Below are 14,626 nucleotides of genomic sequence, written 5' to 3'. Positions count from 1 at the left end.
CGCGGGCCACGCGGGGCGCGGGGCCCCGGCCCCCCCCCCCCCCCCGGCCCCCGCGGCGCCCGCGGGGTCTGTTAATCACCCCCCCCCGGGCGGGCGGCGGGGGGGGGGGGGGGGGGGGGGGGGCCCCCCCCCCCGCCACCACCCCTTACCTGGAGTGCCCCATGACCACGGCCCCGTCCGAGTTCGACCGCTGGGTCCTGCGCCGCGCCCCTCGCAGCGCCCCCGCGCTGAGGCTGATCTGCGTTCCGTTCGCGGGCGCCGGCCCCGCCGCGTTCCAAGGCTGGAGCGGGCTGCTGCCGGAGTCCGTCGAGCCCTGGCTGCTCCGGCTGCCGGGCCGCGAGTCCCGGTTCCGTGAGGAGCCGCGCACCGAGGTGCCGCTGGTGGTCAAGGAGGCGGCGGCCGTGCTCGGCCCTGCCCTCGACGGCCCGTACGCCCTCTTCGGCCACAGCCTGGGAGCGCTCATCGCCTTCGAGCTCGCCCGCGAACTGCGCCGTTCGTACGGCGCGGAACCGGCCCATCTGTCCGTGTCCGCCCGCTCGGCACCGCACCTGCCCCTGCGCCACGCCGTCGTGCACCAGCTCCCGGACGACCTCTTCCTCGACGCCCTCGACGTGCGGTTCAACGCCATCCCGCCGGCCATCCGCGACGAGCCCCAGATGCGCGCGCTCTACCTGCCGGTGCTCCGCGCGGACGTCACCCTCCTGGAGACGTACGAGTACACGGAGGAGGCCCCTCTCGACTGCCCCATCACCGCCTACGGCGGCATGGAGGACCCGGAGTTCCGCGGCACGGAGCTGGCGGAGTGGAGCCGGCACACCGTTTCCTCGCACCGCCTGCGCATGTTCCCCGGCGGTCACTTCTTCCTCAACGAGCAGCGTGCCGAGCTCGTCTCGGACGTGACGGAAGACCTCTGCCGGGCGATGGTTCCGTGACATCGCTCAGCGGCGGCGCGGCGGCGCCGGAACCCCGCCCGCCGCGCTCGCCCACTCCTGTCCCGCGCGCGCCCGGCGGGGTTCCGGCGCCGCCGGCGGGGCGCCTCAGGATTCCTCGCGCGGATGCGCCTTGGGGATGATCGACGCCGCCATGGCCTTGTTGACCGCGTCCATACGGGAGACGGCGCCGAGCTTGGTGTAGATATTGCGCAGATGGCGCTTGACGGTGCCTTCCGCGATGGAGAGCCGCCGGGCGATCTGGGAGTTGCTCAGGGCCTCCGCCGTCAGCGCGAGGACTTCGCGCTCGCGCGCCGAGAGGATCTCGTCGGGGGACTGGTCCACCCGGTCCAGACCGCGTTGCGAGACGGACAGGATGACGTGGCCGGGCCCTCGGTCGACGACCGAGCTGTGGATCGCCGAGACCAGTTCGTGGCGAGTGGACCCCTTGACCAGGTACGCGCTGGCGCCCAGCGAGAGCAGCTCCCGGGCCAGGACGACGTCGTCGTGCATGGTGAGCACGACGACCCGGGACCGGGGGGAGACGCGCCGCAGCTGGGGCAGCGTCTCCCGCACGCCCTGGCCCGGCATCTCCACGTCGAGGACGACGACGTCCGGGCGCAGCTCCGCCGCTCTGCCGCAGGCGTCCTGGCCGCTGTGCGCCTCTCCCACCACCTCGATGCCGCCGGAGGCGGTGAGGATCTCGGTGATGCCTTCGCGGAAGAGCGTGTGATCGTCAGCGATGAGGACCCTGATCGCTCTGTGTGTAGCCTCCACCCGTTTCCCCCTTCAGCGGTACGAAGACCAGGATGCGGGTGCCACATCCCGGCTGGGATTCCACTGCGACGCTGCCGCCCAGGAGTTCGACCCTCTCACGCATCGACAGCATGCCGCTGTGTCCGCGGGGCGTCGTCGTCCGGGGGTCGAAGCCCACGCCGTCGTCCTCGACGGCGGCGCGCACCTCTCCCGGAGTCACGTGGACTTCGACCGCCACCAGCTTGGCCCGTGCGTGCCGCACGGCGTTGCGCTGCGCCTCACGGACGACCAGGAACAGTTCTTCGGCCACCCAGGCGGGCACCCATGATTCGTCTCCGGTGACCGAGACCCTCACCTGGCCGGGGGCCGCCGCCATGTCCGCGAGGTCCCGGACGAGGGCCGCGTGCAGGGGCTCGGCGTCCACCCTGAGCCGCAGCCCCGTCATGACCTCCCGGAGGCTGGACAGGGAGTCGCGGACCGTCTCCCGCGCCGTGTCCAGCTTCTGGCGTGCCAACGCCGGCTGGTCCTCCTGATACACGTCGTGCAGCTCGAACCAGTTGAGTGCGGAGCCGAGGTGGCCGGCCACTTCGTCGTGGAGCCCGCGTGCCACGCGCAGGCGTTCGTCGTTGTGGGCGCTGCGGATGCGCTCCAGCAGGTACCCGATGTGTGCCACGGAGCGGGCGGTGTGGCGGGCGACGATCTGCCGGTGCAGCAGCGAGAAGAGCACGGCGGTCTCGGCCCCGGAGGGCCGCACGCCCTCGGATTCATCGAGGAGAACGACCACCACCGCGTCGAAGAGCGCGGCGGAGGCGCGGCCCGATTCCACGGGGTGCGTACGGGGTCCGCCGACGGGGCTGCCGTCACCGCCCAGGTATTCCGTACCGTGCGGCAAGTACGTTCCGCGGTGGAGTTCGGCGATCACATGGGCGAGGATCTGCCGCGCCTCATCGACGTAACGCTCCGAGTTGCGCTCCTCGCGGAGCAACGAACTGTCGGTACTGCGGAGCGCGGCCTCGTACGCGGCGAGGATCTCGTCCTTGCGGCGTTCCAGCGCGGCGGCCGCCGTACTGTGCGCATGCCTTCCTGCTACCACGCCGACACCCCCTCGTGACCAGGCGAACTGACCCCGGCCTGCCCCTGCGTTGGCGCTTCGGAGGCTACATCGATCACTGGTCGCGAGTGTGTTAAGAAGTCGTCAATAGTGATTGCACGCACCTTCGCAGACGCACCGCGACGCCGATCGGTACCCCGAACGGCACATGCGGGCACCCCCCGGTCGGTCCACCCGATGCTCCAGCCATTGAAACCGGTCGACCGGCTTGATAAGAATTCAACCAGAGAGAAGCTCGACCCATTGTGTGATTCACGGGAAGCTCCGCCTGCGGGGAGGCAGCAGATCCATGAACGTTCTGATAGTCGAGGATGACGACGGGGTGGCCGAAGCGCTGGAGCAGGCGCTGGGCGTCCAGGGCTATCACCCCCGCCGAGTGGGAACAGGCGTCGAGGCGCTGCGCGAGCTCGCCGACGTGAGCCTCGTTCTGCTCGACCTCGGCCTGCCCGATCTGGACGGGCACGAGGTCTGCCGGCGCATACGGGAGCGGTCCTGCGTCCCCGTCATCACACTCAGCGGCCGGACCGACGAGCTCAACCGCGTGATGGCCCTGCACATGGGCGCCGACGACTTCATCGCGAAGCCGTTCAGCCGGTACGAACTGGTGGCGCGCATCCAGGCCGTACTCCGCCGGGCGGGGGGCTGCCTCCAGCACGCGACGGGAGCGGCGCCCGACCCGCGACCGGTCCCCGCCCCGTTTCCGGCGGCGCCGGCCGCCGAGCCGCCGGCGTCCGGGCCGCCGGCCCCTCCGGCGCCGCGTGTCAGCGGGGGCCGGGAAGCGGCCCAGGAGACCGGGGCGCGCCGCACGGCACAGCCACCCCACCTGGCGGGGCCGCTGCGGCTCGACCCGCGGACCCGCAAGGTGTTCCTGCACACGGAGGAGATATGCATCACCCGCCGGGAGTTCGACCTGCTGGCCATGCTGATCGCCGAGCCGGGCACGGTGATGGAACGCCAGGAGATCATGGCCACCGTCTGGGACGAGAACTGGTTCGGCTCCACCCGGACCCTGGACGTCCATGTCGGCTCACTGCGCAGCAAGTTGGGAAACGAATGGATCGAAACCGTGCGCGGAGTCGGCTATCGGCTCACCGTACCGGCCGCCGCGCTCGCCTGAGACGGGATGCCTACCCCATGACCATCGCCCCGCACGCCACGGCACGCATGGCCGCCCCGGTCCTGCCCCTGGACGGCTCCCCCACCATCGCCGCGGCCGCGGCACACCAGGTCCGCGGCCCTCTGTCCTCCGTACGGCTGCGTCTCGAACTGCTTCAGGACCGGCTGAGCGACGGCCGGGACGCCGCCGCCGGACGAGAGGTCCGCGGAGTCCTGAGGGAGGTGGACCGCCTGTCCGACGTGTTGGAGCAGGTACTGGCCTGGGGCAGCGCCGCCCGCGACACCGCCGCGACCGAGCCGGTCGACGTCCTGGGGGTCACCGCGGCCCGCGTCGACGCGTGGTCGGCGCCGGCGTCCACGCGCGGGGTGGAGCTGTCTCTGGCCGGCGTCGCCGTGACCGGCTCGCAGATCAAGGGAGCCCTGGAACAGGCCCTGGACGTCCTGCTGGACAACGCCCTGCACGTCTCCCCCCGGGGGAGCGAGGTCCTCGTGACCGTACGGGCCACGTCGGCGCACATCCAGGTGGAGGTCCGTGACCAGGGGCCCGGGATGACGGACGAGGAGATCACTCGCGCCTGCCGGCCGTTCTGGCGGGGGGCCTCCGGACGCGGACGGAAGGGCACGGGGCTCGGGCTGACCATCGCCGCGGCTCTCCTCGCGGCCTCCGGCGGCCGCCTGGAGCTGGCCGGCTCACCGACGGGCGGATTGCGCGCGGTCGCGGTGCTGCCCGCCCAGGGGTGACCCTCTCCAGGCCCTCGCCCTCACCCCGTCGACCGCCGCAGCCTCTGACGCAGCGCCGGACCCAGCCCCTTCCCCCGCGCCACGGCCACCAGCAGAACGGTGACCAGCAGCGCCCCGCCCCCCACCGGGACGTAGGTGGCCGCTCCGTCGGCGCCCGCCTCGGAGACCGACCACGCGATCTTGCCCAGGGCCGCCGCGTCGAAGACGACGATTCCCCAGCCGAGCGAGCGGCGCCACAGCGCGGCGCAGAACGCGGCGAGCAGCAGCGGGGCCATGGACAGCATCACCACCTGGAAGGCGTCGGGGTGGGTGAGGAACGCCCGCTCCATGTCGAGCACTCCCTGGATCCGCGGGTCCGGGTTCTCGGGGGCGGGGAACCAGAAGAAGCTCGTCAGCAGGGCGACCAGCGTCAGGGCCAGCCCCCAGGGGCGTCGGCGCCAGGCGAAGTAGGCCAGGGGCAGGAAGAAGAGCGGCCTGATGTACCAGCTCAGCGGGTTGGCGTGACGCTCCCAGGCCCAGTGCAGAAAGTCGGACACAGATCCCATGGAACTCCCGCCCGTTCAACTCATCACCGACAAAAGGACAACGACCCCCGTTCCGCCTCGTCACGGGCGGGACAGGGGTCGCTCTTCTGTGCGGCGGCGGGTCGTCAGCGGGTGCGCGCGAAGCGGGACGGACGGGCGCCGCCGCTGTTCCGCTCAGCGGCCGGAGGACCACCCGCCGGCGGCGCCGTGCGGCGCCGGTTCCACTGCCGCAGCGGCTCTTCGACGAGCCGGAAGCTGAGCCAGGCCAGCAGCACGGAGATCCCGGCCGTCAGCGGCAGCAGGATCAGGAAGCCGCTCATGCCCGCCTCACCCCACTCCACGCCGGCGATGCGCAGTGCCACAGCCATGACGAACATGTGCCACAGGAAGATTCCGTAGGAGATCCGGCCGAGCCACGCGATGACCGGCCGGCGCAGGAGCCGCTCCGGCCCGCTGTCCGGCGCCAGGACGAGCGGCAGGCACAGGCCCACGCAGACCACCAGGTAGGCGAGGTTCTCGACGACGGCCTGCGGGGGCGACGGAGGGCTCATGTGCCCGCCCGCGAGCGGGGACGAAAGGACCGCGTAGCCGACGAGCGCCACGCCCCAGCAGATCCACGGCGACCGCCGCACCAGGCGCACCGCGGGGCTGTCCGCGGCGCCTTGGGCATGGGCGGCCACGGCTCCGAGCCCCATTCCCGCCAGGAAGAACACCAGGTATCCCGGGAGCCACCACATGAGCGTGGGCGTCTCGTGGGCGGCGGAGGAGGCGCTGAGCGCGATCTGCCACAGGAGGCTGAGCGCTTCGGCGAGCACGAACGCCACGATCACCGGCCCGGGCCCGCGCCGCACGGCTGTCACCCGGTGCAGGAGAAGGGCCAGCAGCGGCAGCAGGAGATAGAAGCTGACCTCGGTTCCCAGACTCCAGGTCTGCGAGAAGGCGCTCCACGGTTCCGTGACGGTGTGCGGGAAGTCCCCGTCGACGTAGATGTGCTGGAGGGTCGCGATGCGCAGGAGGCGGGGCGCTTCGGTGAAGACCTCCCGGTGGAAGCAGACCAGCGTCACCAGGACCAGCAGGGTGTAGGCCGGCCAGATGCGCAGGAACCGGCGCCAGTAGTACGCCCCCACCGGGGGCATGGAGCGCCCGGCGAGGGCCGCCGCGGCGTAGGGCCGGTAGAGGAGGAATCCGGAGATGACGAAGAAGATGTACACCGCGACGGCCAGCCGGCTGAGCACATCGGCGGTCAGGCTGTCGCCCTCCCGGTCGAAGGCGATCCCGGTCCATCCGGCGAGGTGCAGGACCAGCACCAGCAACGCGGCCACGGCCCTCAGGCCGTCCATGGCCGGAACGTGGCCGCTCTCGCTGCGGGCAGGAGACTGTTCCTTCACGGCGTCCTCTCTCGCGGAGAAACCTCGGCCGCCCTTCGCGGGGGGGTGTGGAAGGGCGGCCGAGGGTACGTGGTCCGAACGCGGTCAGACGTTCAGATCCCGGCTCTTGAACCGGGCGAGGCCGAGGCCGAGCAGCACGGCGGGGGCCACGAGCAGAACGAGCATCGCGGGGTCGAAGCCCTCGCGCAGCGGGCTGCCGCCGAGGTAGTAGTGGAACGCCGACAGGTACTTGAGCGGTTCGATCGCCTCGGACTGGCTGGCCAGGGCGTTGACGATGAAGGAGAACGCGCCGTAGCCGGCGGTGACCCCGAGCGTCAGCGAGCGGCGGCCGGTGACGGCCCCCGTCGCGAACGCCACGGCCGCGAAGGTGATCACCAGCAGTGCCAGGCCGGCCACGGTGACGAGCAGGTTGCCGAACTCGACCTGCATGTCGAGCGCGGAGTTGAGCACCATGAGCTCCAGCAGGACCACCACCGAGAACCCGAGGACCGCCAGGCAGGTGGCGGCGAACCGCTGCACCAGCAACTGGCCCCGGTCGATGGGCTGGGCGAGGTAGAGGTCGAGCAGGCCCGTCTCCTCCTCGCCCGCGACGGCCTTGGAGCCGGTGATGGTGACGTAGACCAGGAGCAGCAGGGGCACGATCATGCCGAGGATGGTGGCCCTCAGGAAGCCCGCTCCGGTCGCCAGGTCATCGAGGGCGAGCGCCTTCTGGAAGCCACTGGCACTCTCGGTGACCTTGTCCGGGTCGAAGCTGGAGGTGTACATGAGGGTGACGAGAGCCAGACCGGCACCCCAGAAGACCAGTCCGCGGCGCTGGTCCCGCAACGCCTTGCCGAAAACGGCGAGTGGTTCAGCGGACACCGTGCATCTCCTCCTTGGGCTCCTGCGCGTAGGCGTGCAGGAAGATCTCTTCCAGGTCGGGCTCCTCGCACACCAGGCTCACCACGGTGTGCTGAGCCGCCGTCTTCACGAGCGCGTCAGCGGTGCCGTCGAGTGTGCAACTGAGCGTGTTCGCTTGGACGTTGACGTCGCGCACACCCGTCAGCATGGAGAAGTGGCGCGGATCCACCGGGTCTGCGAACCGGATCTCCACCCGGCGCTGCGCCTGCTCCAGCAGGGTGTCCACGTCGGAGACCGAGATGAGCTTGCCGCTGCGGATGATGGCCACCCGGTCACCGACGTGCTGGACCTCGGACAGGATGTGCGAGGACATCAGGACGGTCTGCCCGTTCTGCTTCGCCTCGCGCACCATGGCCAGGAACTCCTGCTGGACCAGGGGGTCCAGTCCGGTCGTCGGCTCGTCGAGGATGAGCAGGTCGGGCGCGTGCATGAAGGCTTGGATGATGCCGACCTTCTGCTTGTTCCCCTTGGACAGGTTGTGCACCGGCCGCTTCAGGTCCACGTTGAGGCGCTCGGCGAGCGACGCGATCGTGGCCTTCTCCACCCCGCCGCGCACCTTGGCGAGGAACTCTAGGAGTTCCAGGCCGCTGCCGCGTCCGGCGAGGGGGAGTTCGCCGGGCAGGTAGCCGATGCGTCGACGCACGTCGTTGCCGCCCTCACGGGGGGCCTTGCCGAACAGTTCGACACGGCCGGAGGTGGGACGGATCAGATCGAGCATCAGCCGGATGGTCGTGGTCTTGCCCGCTCCGTTCGGGCCGAGATAGCCGAACACCTCCCCCTGATTGATGCTCAGTGAGAGTCCGTCCAGGGCCTTGTGTTTCCCGTAGGACTTACTGAGTCCCTCGGCCAGCGCCACAGGGGTCATGCTGCATCCGCTCCTTCTTCGCTTGCTCCCAGCGACTCCAGACGAGGGGCATCTCGCACTCCAGCCACTCGTAGAAGTCGTACATCTCCCGCAGGCGCCGGCTCCGTGCCGGCGGCTCCCCGCCCAGCAGCTCAAGGCCACGGGCGGTCACTTGTCTGAACTCGCCGTACCTGGACGCCTGCGTCATGGCGTGCTCGATCCAGGCGTGAGGGTCGATGCGATAGCGATCACCGCGTTCGCCCGGACGCCTGAAGCGCTCCACCAGCCGGCCGGGCACCAGGTGCCGCAGCGCCGTACTCATGGCACCCACGCTGACGGACAGCGCCTCGGCGATCTGGCCGAGCGTCTGCTCGGCCGGCTCACAGATGAGGAGCCAGCCGATGGCCCGGCCCGACATGCGGACCAGCCCCTGCTGTTCGAGCTGCATGGCCACGGCTTCGACGAACTCCAGCTCGGACGGACTTGCCGTCGCATCGGTCACCAACCTTCACCCCCTTTCGCTTGTTCAGAATACACTGAACAGACAGCACGTACTAGTCATCCTAGCGAGACCGTGATTGCAGAACCGGTACGCAGTGACTGCGTACGCCCTCGACGCTAAGGTGCTTCTTCCCCCCGACGACCCGCCTGACCTGCATATACGTCGAAGTGAGCGGAGGGCGGTACCTCTTTCGGGACACCGGGGCAGCCATCCGTTGCCCCGCCCCCGGGAGGTCCCGAACATCGGTGCGGAGGGAACCAACCACGCCCCCCGAACGGGAGAACCACATGTCTTCTCGGCTCTTCACCTCGGAGTCCGTGACCGAGGGCCACCCCGACAAGATCGCTGACCGCATCAGCGACGCTGTCCTGGACGCACTGCTCGCACAGGACCCGACGGCACGCGTCGCGGTGGAAACCCTGATCACCACGGGCCAGGTGCACGTGGCCGGGGAGGTCACGACCACCGCTTACGCCGACATACCCGCACTCATCCGCGACGCCGTGCTCGACATCGGCTACGACTCCTCCGCCAAGGGCTTCGACGGCACCTCGTGCGGGGTGTCCGTGTCGATCGGCGCGCAGTCCCCGGACATCGCGCAGGGCGTCGACTCCGCGTACGAGGCCCGGGTGGAAGGAGACGACGACGAGCTGGACCGGCAGGGCGCGGGCGACCAGGGCCTGATGTTCGGCTACGCGAGCGACGAGACGCCCGAGCTGATGCCGCTGCCGATCAGCCTCGCGCACCGCCTGTCGCGCCGGCTGTCCGCGGTCCGCAAGGACGGCACCGTCCCCTACCTGCGCCCGGACGGCAAGACGCAGGTCACCATCGAGTACCAGGGCAGCAGGCCCGCCCGCCTGGACACGGTCGTCGTGTCCTCGCAGCACGCCTCGGACATCGACCTCGGCTCGCTGCTCACCCCCGACATCCGGGAGCACGTCGTCGAGCACGTCCTCAAGGAGCTCGCCGAAGCCGGTCTCGACCTGGAGACCGACGGCTACCGCCTGCTGGTCAACCCGACCGGCCGCTTCGAGATCGGCGGCCCGATGGGCGATGCCGGCCTCACCGGCCGAAAGATCATCATCGACACGTACGGCGGCATGGCCCGCCACGGCGGCGGCGCCTTCTCCGGCAAGGACCCGTCCAAGGTCGACCGCTCCGCCGCGTACGCCACACGCTGGGTCGCCAAGAACGTGGTCGCCGCGGGCCTCGCCCGCCGCTGCGAGGTCCAGGTCGCCTACGCCATCGGCAAGGCCGAACCCGTGGGGCTCTTCGTCGAGACCTTCGGCACCGCCGCGGTCGCCCAGAGCGTGATCGAGGAGGCGATCTCCTCGGTCTTCGACCTCCGCCCGGCCGCGATCATCCGCGACCTCGACCTGCTCCGCCCCATCTACGCGCAGACGTCCGCCTACGGCCACTTCGGCCGTGAGCTCCCGGACTTCACCTGGGAGCGGACCGACCGCGTGGACGCGCTGCGCTCGGCCGCGGGGCTGTAGGACCCGCGGCCTGCCGCCCTCGCGCCCTCGTGTGCCCACCGCCCGAAAGGATCGTCCATGAGTATCGTCGAGGAGAGGCTCCCGGCGCATCCGCCGCCCGACGTGGCGCCGGGGTCCGCCCCCATCGCTCCGGCCGCGCCCGCCGGTGAGGAGCCGCGCCGGCCCAGCATGCGCGAGCGGGTCGCCGAACTGGCGGCGCTGCGCTCGCGGGCGCACAGCGGGCCGAGCCCGAAGGCGACCGAGGCGCAGCACGCCAAGGGCAAGCTGACCGCCCGGGAGCGCCTGGAACTCCTCTTCGACGAGGGGACGTTCATCGAGGTCGAGGGGTTTCGCCGGCATCGCGCCACCGGCTTCGGCCTTGAGGCGAAGCGCCCGCACTCCGACGGCGTGCTCATCGGGTGGGGCCTCGTCGGGAGGCGGCGGGTCTTCGCGTACGCCCACGACTTCCGCGTCTTCGGCGGCGCCCTGGGCGAGGCGCACGCCGAGAAGATCCACAAGATCATGGATCTGGCCGAGTCGGCCGGCGCACCGGTCGTGGGCCTGTGCGACGGAGCGGGCGCCCGCATCCAGGAAGGTGTCACGGCGCTGGCCGGCTACGGCGGCATCTTCCAGCGCAACGTACGCAACTCCGGCGTGATACCGCAGATCAGCGTCATCATGGGCCCGTGCGCGGGCGGCGCCGCCTACTCCCCCGCACTCACCGACTTCGTGTTCATGGTCCGGGGGACCTCCCAGATGTTCATCACCGGGCCCGATGTGGTCCAGGCGGTGACCGGCGAGCAGATCAGCCACGACGGCCTCGGCGGGGCCGATGTCCACGCCGCCGCCTCGGGTGTGGCCTCGTTCCTGTACGACGACGAGGAGAGCTGTCTCGCCGAGGTGCGCTACCTGCTGTCGCTGCTGCCGTCGAACAACCGCGAGCTGCCGCCGGCGGCTGAGGCCGAGGACCCGGTGGACCGGCGGTGCGAGGCTCTGCTCGACCTGGTGCCGGCCGATCCGAACCACGCGTACGACATGCGCCGGGTCATCGAGGAGATCGCCGACGACGGCGAGTACGTCGAGATCCACGAACGCTGGGCCACGAACATCGTGTGCGCGCTGACCCGGCTGGGCGGTGAGGTGGTCGGCGTCGTCGCCAACCAGCCGGCCAGTCTGGCCGGGGTACTGGACATCAACGCGTCGGAGAAGGGGGCGCGCTTCGTCCAGATGTGCGACGCCTTCAACATTCCCCTGGTCACCCTGGTCGACGTCCCCGGCTTCCTGCCGGGTGTCGACCAGGAGCACGGCGGCGTCATCCGCCACGGCGCGAAGCTCCTGTACGCGTACTGCAACGCCACCGTCCCCCGCATCTCGGTAGTGCTGCGCAAGGCGTACGGCGGGGCCTACATCGTCATGGACTCCCGCTCCATCGGCACCGACCTGGCGCTGGCCTGGCCGGTCAACGAGATCGCGGTGATGGGCGCCGAAGGCGCGGCCAACGTCGTCTTCCGGCGCGAGATCGCCGCGTCCGACGATCCCGAGTCCACACGGGCCGAGCGGATCGCGGAGTACCGGCACGAACTCATGCACCCCTATTACGCGGCCGAACGCGGCCTGGTCGACGACGTGATCGACCCCGCCGAGACCCGAACCCGCCTCATCGGCGCACTGGCCGTCCTCAGGGGCAAGCACGCGGCGCTGCCCGGCCGCAAGCACGGGAACCAACCTCAGTGAGCGCCGGCATACGCGTCCTGCGCGGCAACCCCGACCACGAGGAGCTGGCCGCCGTGACGGCGGTGCTGCTCGCCCTCGCGACGCGCCGGGACGAAGCGTCGCCGAGCTCCGCGCCCGCCCGGCCGGGCGCCGCCTGGGCCCTTCGCCCGGACGCGCACCGAACCGCTGGAGCCTGGGCCTCCGCCCCGCGGCCCACCTGGCAACCGTCCCTCTGACCCGCGCCTTCCCGACCTCAGGTTCAAGGAGAAACGCCGTGCGTATCGCCGTGACCGGCTCGATCGCGACCGACCACCTCATGGTCTTCCCAGGCCGCTTCGCCGACCAGCTGCTCAGCGAGCAGCTCGAACGGGTGTCGCTGTCCTTCCTTGCCGACCGGCTGGAGGTCCGGCGCGGCGGTGTGGGCGCCAACATCGCCTTCGGCCTCGGCCGGCTGGGACTGCGGCCCGTCCTGGTGGGCGCGGCGGGCACCGACTTCGCCGACTACGAGCACCGTCTGCGGGACGCGGGCGTGGACACCGCCTCCGTCCGGATCAGCGAGAGTCTGCACACCGCGCGATTCGTGTGCACCACGGACAACGACCAGAACCAGATAGCCACCTTCTACGCGGGCGCCATGGCGGAAGCCCGCCGGATCGACCTCGCCGAGGTGTCACGCGCGGCGGGCCGCCTGGATCTCGTCCTGGTCGGTGCGGACGACCCGCAGGCCATGCTGCGGCACACCTCCCTCGCCCATGACCTGGACATCGCCGTGGCCGCCGACCCCTCGCAGCAGCTCGCCCGCCTCGACGCCGAACAGACCAGGCGGCTGGTGGACGGGGCCCGTTGGCTGTTCACCAACGAGTACGAGGCGGCTCTCCTCATGGAGCGGACCGGCTGGAGCGAACAGGAGGTCCTCGAACGGGTCCGGAGCTGGATCGTCACCCGCGGCGCCGAAGGCGTCTCGGTCACCTCGCGCGACGGCAACCGCATCGACGTCCCCGCGGTGCCCGCGGACACCATCGCCGACCCGACCGGCGTCGGCGACGCCTTCCGTGCCGGGTTCCTCGCCGGCATCGCCGGGGAACTCCCCCACCGGCGCGCGGCCCAGCTCGGCTGCGCTCTGGCCACGGTGGTCATCGAATCGGTCGGCACCCAGGAGTACAAGCTGCTCGCCGCCGACCTGGTCGCCCGCATCGACCGTGCGTACGGCAGCGAGGCCGCACGGGAGACAGAGCCGCTGCTGGCGGGTGTGTCATGAGCGGCCCCCGGACGCGGCGCGTCGCCGCACTCCGCGAAGCCCTCGCCACGCGTGTGGTGGTGGCCGACGGCGCGATGGGCACGATGCTCCAGGCGCAGGACCCCACCCTGGAGGACTTCGAGAACCTCGAAGGCTGCAACGAGATTTTGAACGTGACCCGCCCGGACATCGTCCGCTCGGTCCACGAGGAGTACTTCGCGGTCGGCGTCGACTGCGTCGAGACCAACACCTTCGGCACCAACTTCGCCGCCCTGAGCGAGTACGACATCACCGAGCGCAACTTCGAGCTCTCCGAGGCCGGCGCCCGCATCGCCCGCGAGGTCGCCGACGAGTACACCGAGAAGACCGGCCGGCAGCGGTGGGTCCTGGGCTCGATGGGGCCCGGCACCAAACTGCCGACCTTGGGCCACGCCCCGTACACCGTGCTGCGCGACGCCTACCGCACCAACGCCGAGGGCATGATCGCGGGCGGCGCCGACGCCCTCCTGGTGGAGACCACCCAGGACCTGTTGCAGACGAAGGCGGCGGTTCTCGGCGCGAAGCGGGCGCTCGCCGACGCGGGCCTCGAACTCCCCCTTCTCGTGCAGGTGACGGTGGAGACGACCGGCACGATGCTCCTCGGCTCGGAGATCGGCGCCGCGCTGACGGCCCTGGAGCCGCTCGGCATCGACCTGATCGGCCTGAACTGCGCCACTGGGCCGGCCGAGATGAGCGAACACCTGCGCTATCTCGCCCGCCACGCCCGGACCCGGGTCTCAGCCATGCCGAACGCCGGCCTGCCGGTCCTGGGCAAGAACGGCGCGCACTACCCGCTGTCGCCCGGCGAACTGGCGGACGCGCACGAGTCGTTCGTCGCCGAGTACGGCGTCTCCCTGGTGGGCGGCTGCTGCGGCACGACCCCCGCGCACCTGCGGGCCGTCGTCGAGCGGGTACGGGGGCGGGTGCCGGCGGTCCGCCGGCCGGTCCCCGAGCCCGGTGCCGCCTCGCTCTACCAGACGGTGCCCTTCCGTCAGGACACGTCATATCTCGCTATCGGAGAGCGTACGAACGCCAATGGGTCGAAGAAGTTCCGCGAGGCCATGCTGGAGGGCCGCTGGGACGACTGCGTGGAGGTGGCTCGCGACCAGATTCAGGAGGGAGCGCACCTGCTGGACCTGTGTGTCGACTACGTGGGCCGCGACGGCGTGGCCGACATGGCAGAGGTCGCAGGAAGGCTCGCCACGGCCTCGACCCTGCCGATCGTGCTGGACTCCACCGAAGTCGAGGTGATCCGGGCCGGTTTGGAGAAGCTGGGCGGCCGGGCCGTCATCAACTCCGTCAACTACGAGGACGGGGACGGGCCCGAGTCGCGCTTCGCGCAGGTCAGCGC

The 14,626-nt window shown here is 71.0% G+C and carries 15 protein-coding genes; 8 read left to right on the top strand and 7 right to left on the bottom strand.

Features of this window, described 5'->3' with window-relative positions:
• The first annotated feature begins 161 nt into the window (after nucleotides 1–161).
• On the top strand, nucleotides 162–932 hold the full coding sequence (locus tag ACIQMU_RS13270; protein WP_402688875.1) for a thioesterase II family protein: 771 nt from the start codon (nucleotides 162–164) through the stop codon (nucleotides 930–932).
• A 105-nt stretch (nucleotides 933–1,037) separates the two neighbouring features.
• On the opposite strand, the gene ACIQMU_RS13265 is transcribed toward ACIQMU_RS13270, so the two are convergent.
• Together ACIQMU_RS13265 and ACIQMU_RS13260 are read right to left on the bottom strand one after the other, a co-directional pair.
• Nucleotides 1,038–1,706 (bottom strand): response regulator transcription factor, encoded by a 669-nt coding sequence (locus ACIQMU_RS13265; RefSeq protein ID WP_352243407.1) that lies wholly within the window; start codon nucleotides 1,704–1,706, stop codon nucleotides 1,038–1,040.
• Nucleotides 1,666–2,778 (bottom strand): sensor histidine kinase, encoded by a 1,113-nt coding sequence (locus tag ACIQMU_RS13260; RefSeq protein WP_352243406.1) that lies wholly within the window; start codon nucleotides 2,776–2,778, stop codon nucleotides 1,666–1,668. Before ACIQMU_RS13260 ends, ACIQMU_RS13265 begins: the two co-directional genes overlap by 41 nt.
• A 307-nt stretch (nucleotides 2,779–3,085) precedes the next feature.
• On the opposite strand from ACIQMU_RS13260, the gene ACIQMU_RS13255 reads away from it, so the two are divergent.
• Nucleotides 3,086–3,913 carry a response regulator transcription factor gene (locus ACIQMU_RS13255; RefSeq protein ID WP_402688874.1) on the top strand — a complete coding sequence of 276 codons (828 nt, stop codon included), beginning with the start codon at nucleotides 3,086–3,088 and terminating at the stop codon, nucleotides 3,911–3,913.
• Nucleotides 3,914–3,930: 17 nt separating this feature from the next.
• A complete protein-coding gene (locus tag ACIQMU_RS13250; RefSeq protein WP_402688873.1) occupies nucleotides 3,931–4,653 on the top strand; it encodes a sensor histidine kinase in 723 nt (240 codons plus the stop codon).
• A 20-nt stretch (nucleotides 4,654–4,673) separates the two neighbouring features.
• Here the strand turns inward: ACIQMU_RS13250 and ACIQMU_RS13245 are convergent, their stop codons facing one another.
• The 5 genes from ACIQMU_RS13245 to ACIQMU_RS13225 form a co-directional block, all read right to left on the bottom strand.
• Nucleotides 4,674–5,198 carry a hypothetical protein gene (locus tag ACIQMU_RS13245; protein WP_352243403.1) on the bottom strand — a complete coding sequence of 175 codons (525 nt, stop codon included), beginning with the start codon at nucleotides 5,196–5,198 and terminating at the stop codon, nucleotides 4,674–4,676.
• A gap of 104 nt (nucleotides 5,199–5,302) precedes the next feature.
• Nucleotides 5,303–6,517 (bottom strand): acyltransferase family protein, encoded by a 1,215-nt coding sequence (locus ACIQMU_RS13240; RefSeq protein ID WP_402688872.1) that lies wholly within the window; start codon nucleotides 6,515–6,517, stop codon nucleotides 5,303–5,305.
• A 132-nt stretch (nucleotides 6,518–6,649) separates the two neighbouring features.
• Complete coding sequence (locus ACIQMU_RS13235; protein WP_352243401.1) at nucleotides 6,650–7,426, bottom strand: ABC transporter permease subunit; 777 nt, start codon at nucleotides 7,424–7,426, stop codon at nucleotides 6,650–6,652.
• Entirely contained in the window at nucleotides 7,416–8,330 is a 915-nt protein-coding gene (locus ACIQMU_RS13230; protein ID WP_352243400.1) for an ABC transporter ATP-binding protein, read from the bottom strand. Before ACIQMU_RS13230 ends, ACIQMU_RS13235 begins: the two co-directional genes overlap by 11 nt.
• Nucleotides 8,296–8,811 (bottom strand): hypothetical protein, encoded by a 516-nt coding sequence (locus tag ACIQMU_RS13225; protein ID WP_352243399.1) that lies wholly within the window; start codon nucleotides 8,809–8,811, stop codon nucleotides 8,296–8,298. The genes ACIQMU_RS13230 and ACIQMU_RS13225 overlap by 35 nt, the downstream gene beginning before the upstream one ends.
• A 287-nt stretch (nucleotides 8,812–9,098) precedes the next feature.
• Between ACIQMU_RS13225 and metK the strand changes: the two genes are divergently transcribed.
• The 5 genes from metK to ACIQMU_RS13200 all read left to right on the top strand — a co-directional run.
• Nucleotides 9,099–10,307: a methionine adenosyltransferase gene (metK, locus tag ACIQMU_RS13220; RefSeq protein ID WP_352243398.1), complete on the top strand. Its 1,209-nt coding sequence runs from the start codon at nucleotides 9,099–9,101 to the stop codon at nucleotides 10,305–10,307.
• 57 nt (nucleotides 10,308–10,364) lie between these two features.
• A complete protein-coding gene (locus ACIQMU_RS13215; RefSeq protein ID WP_402688871.1) occupies nucleotides 10,365–12,020 on the top strand; it encodes an acyl-CoA carboxylase subunit beta in 1,656 nt (551 codons plus the stop codon).
• Nucleotides 12,017–12,235, top strand: coding sequence for an acyl-CoA carboxylase subunit epsilon (locus ACIQMU_RS13210; protein WP_352243397.1), 219 nt, complete (start codon nucleotides 12,017–12,019; stop codon nucleotides 12,233–12,235). Before ACIQMU_RS13215 ends, ACIQMU_RS13210 begins: the two co-directional genes overlap by 4 nt.
• Before the next feature lie 38 nt (nucleotides 12,236–12,273).
• Complete coding sequence (locus tag ACIQMU_RS13205) at nucleotides 12,274–13,257, top strand: carbohydrate kinase family protein (protein WP_402688870.1); 984 nt, start codon at nucleotides 12,274–12,276, stop codon at nucleotides 13,255–13,257.
• On the top strand, nucleotides 13,254–14,626 hold a 1,373-nt coding region (locus tag ACIQMU_RS13200; RefSeq protein WP_402688869.1), incomplete at its 3' end, for a homocysteine S-methyltransferase family protein. The genes ACIQMU_RS13205 and ACIQMU_RS13200, both read left to right, overlap by 4 nt.

The sequence above is a fragment of the Streptomyces sp. NPDC091649 genome (assembly GCF_044756785.1).
Lineage (GTDB): Bacteria > Actinomycetota > Actinomycetes > Streptomycetales > Streptomycetaceae > Streptomyces.
The sequence above is the reverse complement of the archived record's forward strand: the minus strand, read 5'-3'. Positions and strand labels throughout refer to the sequence as shown.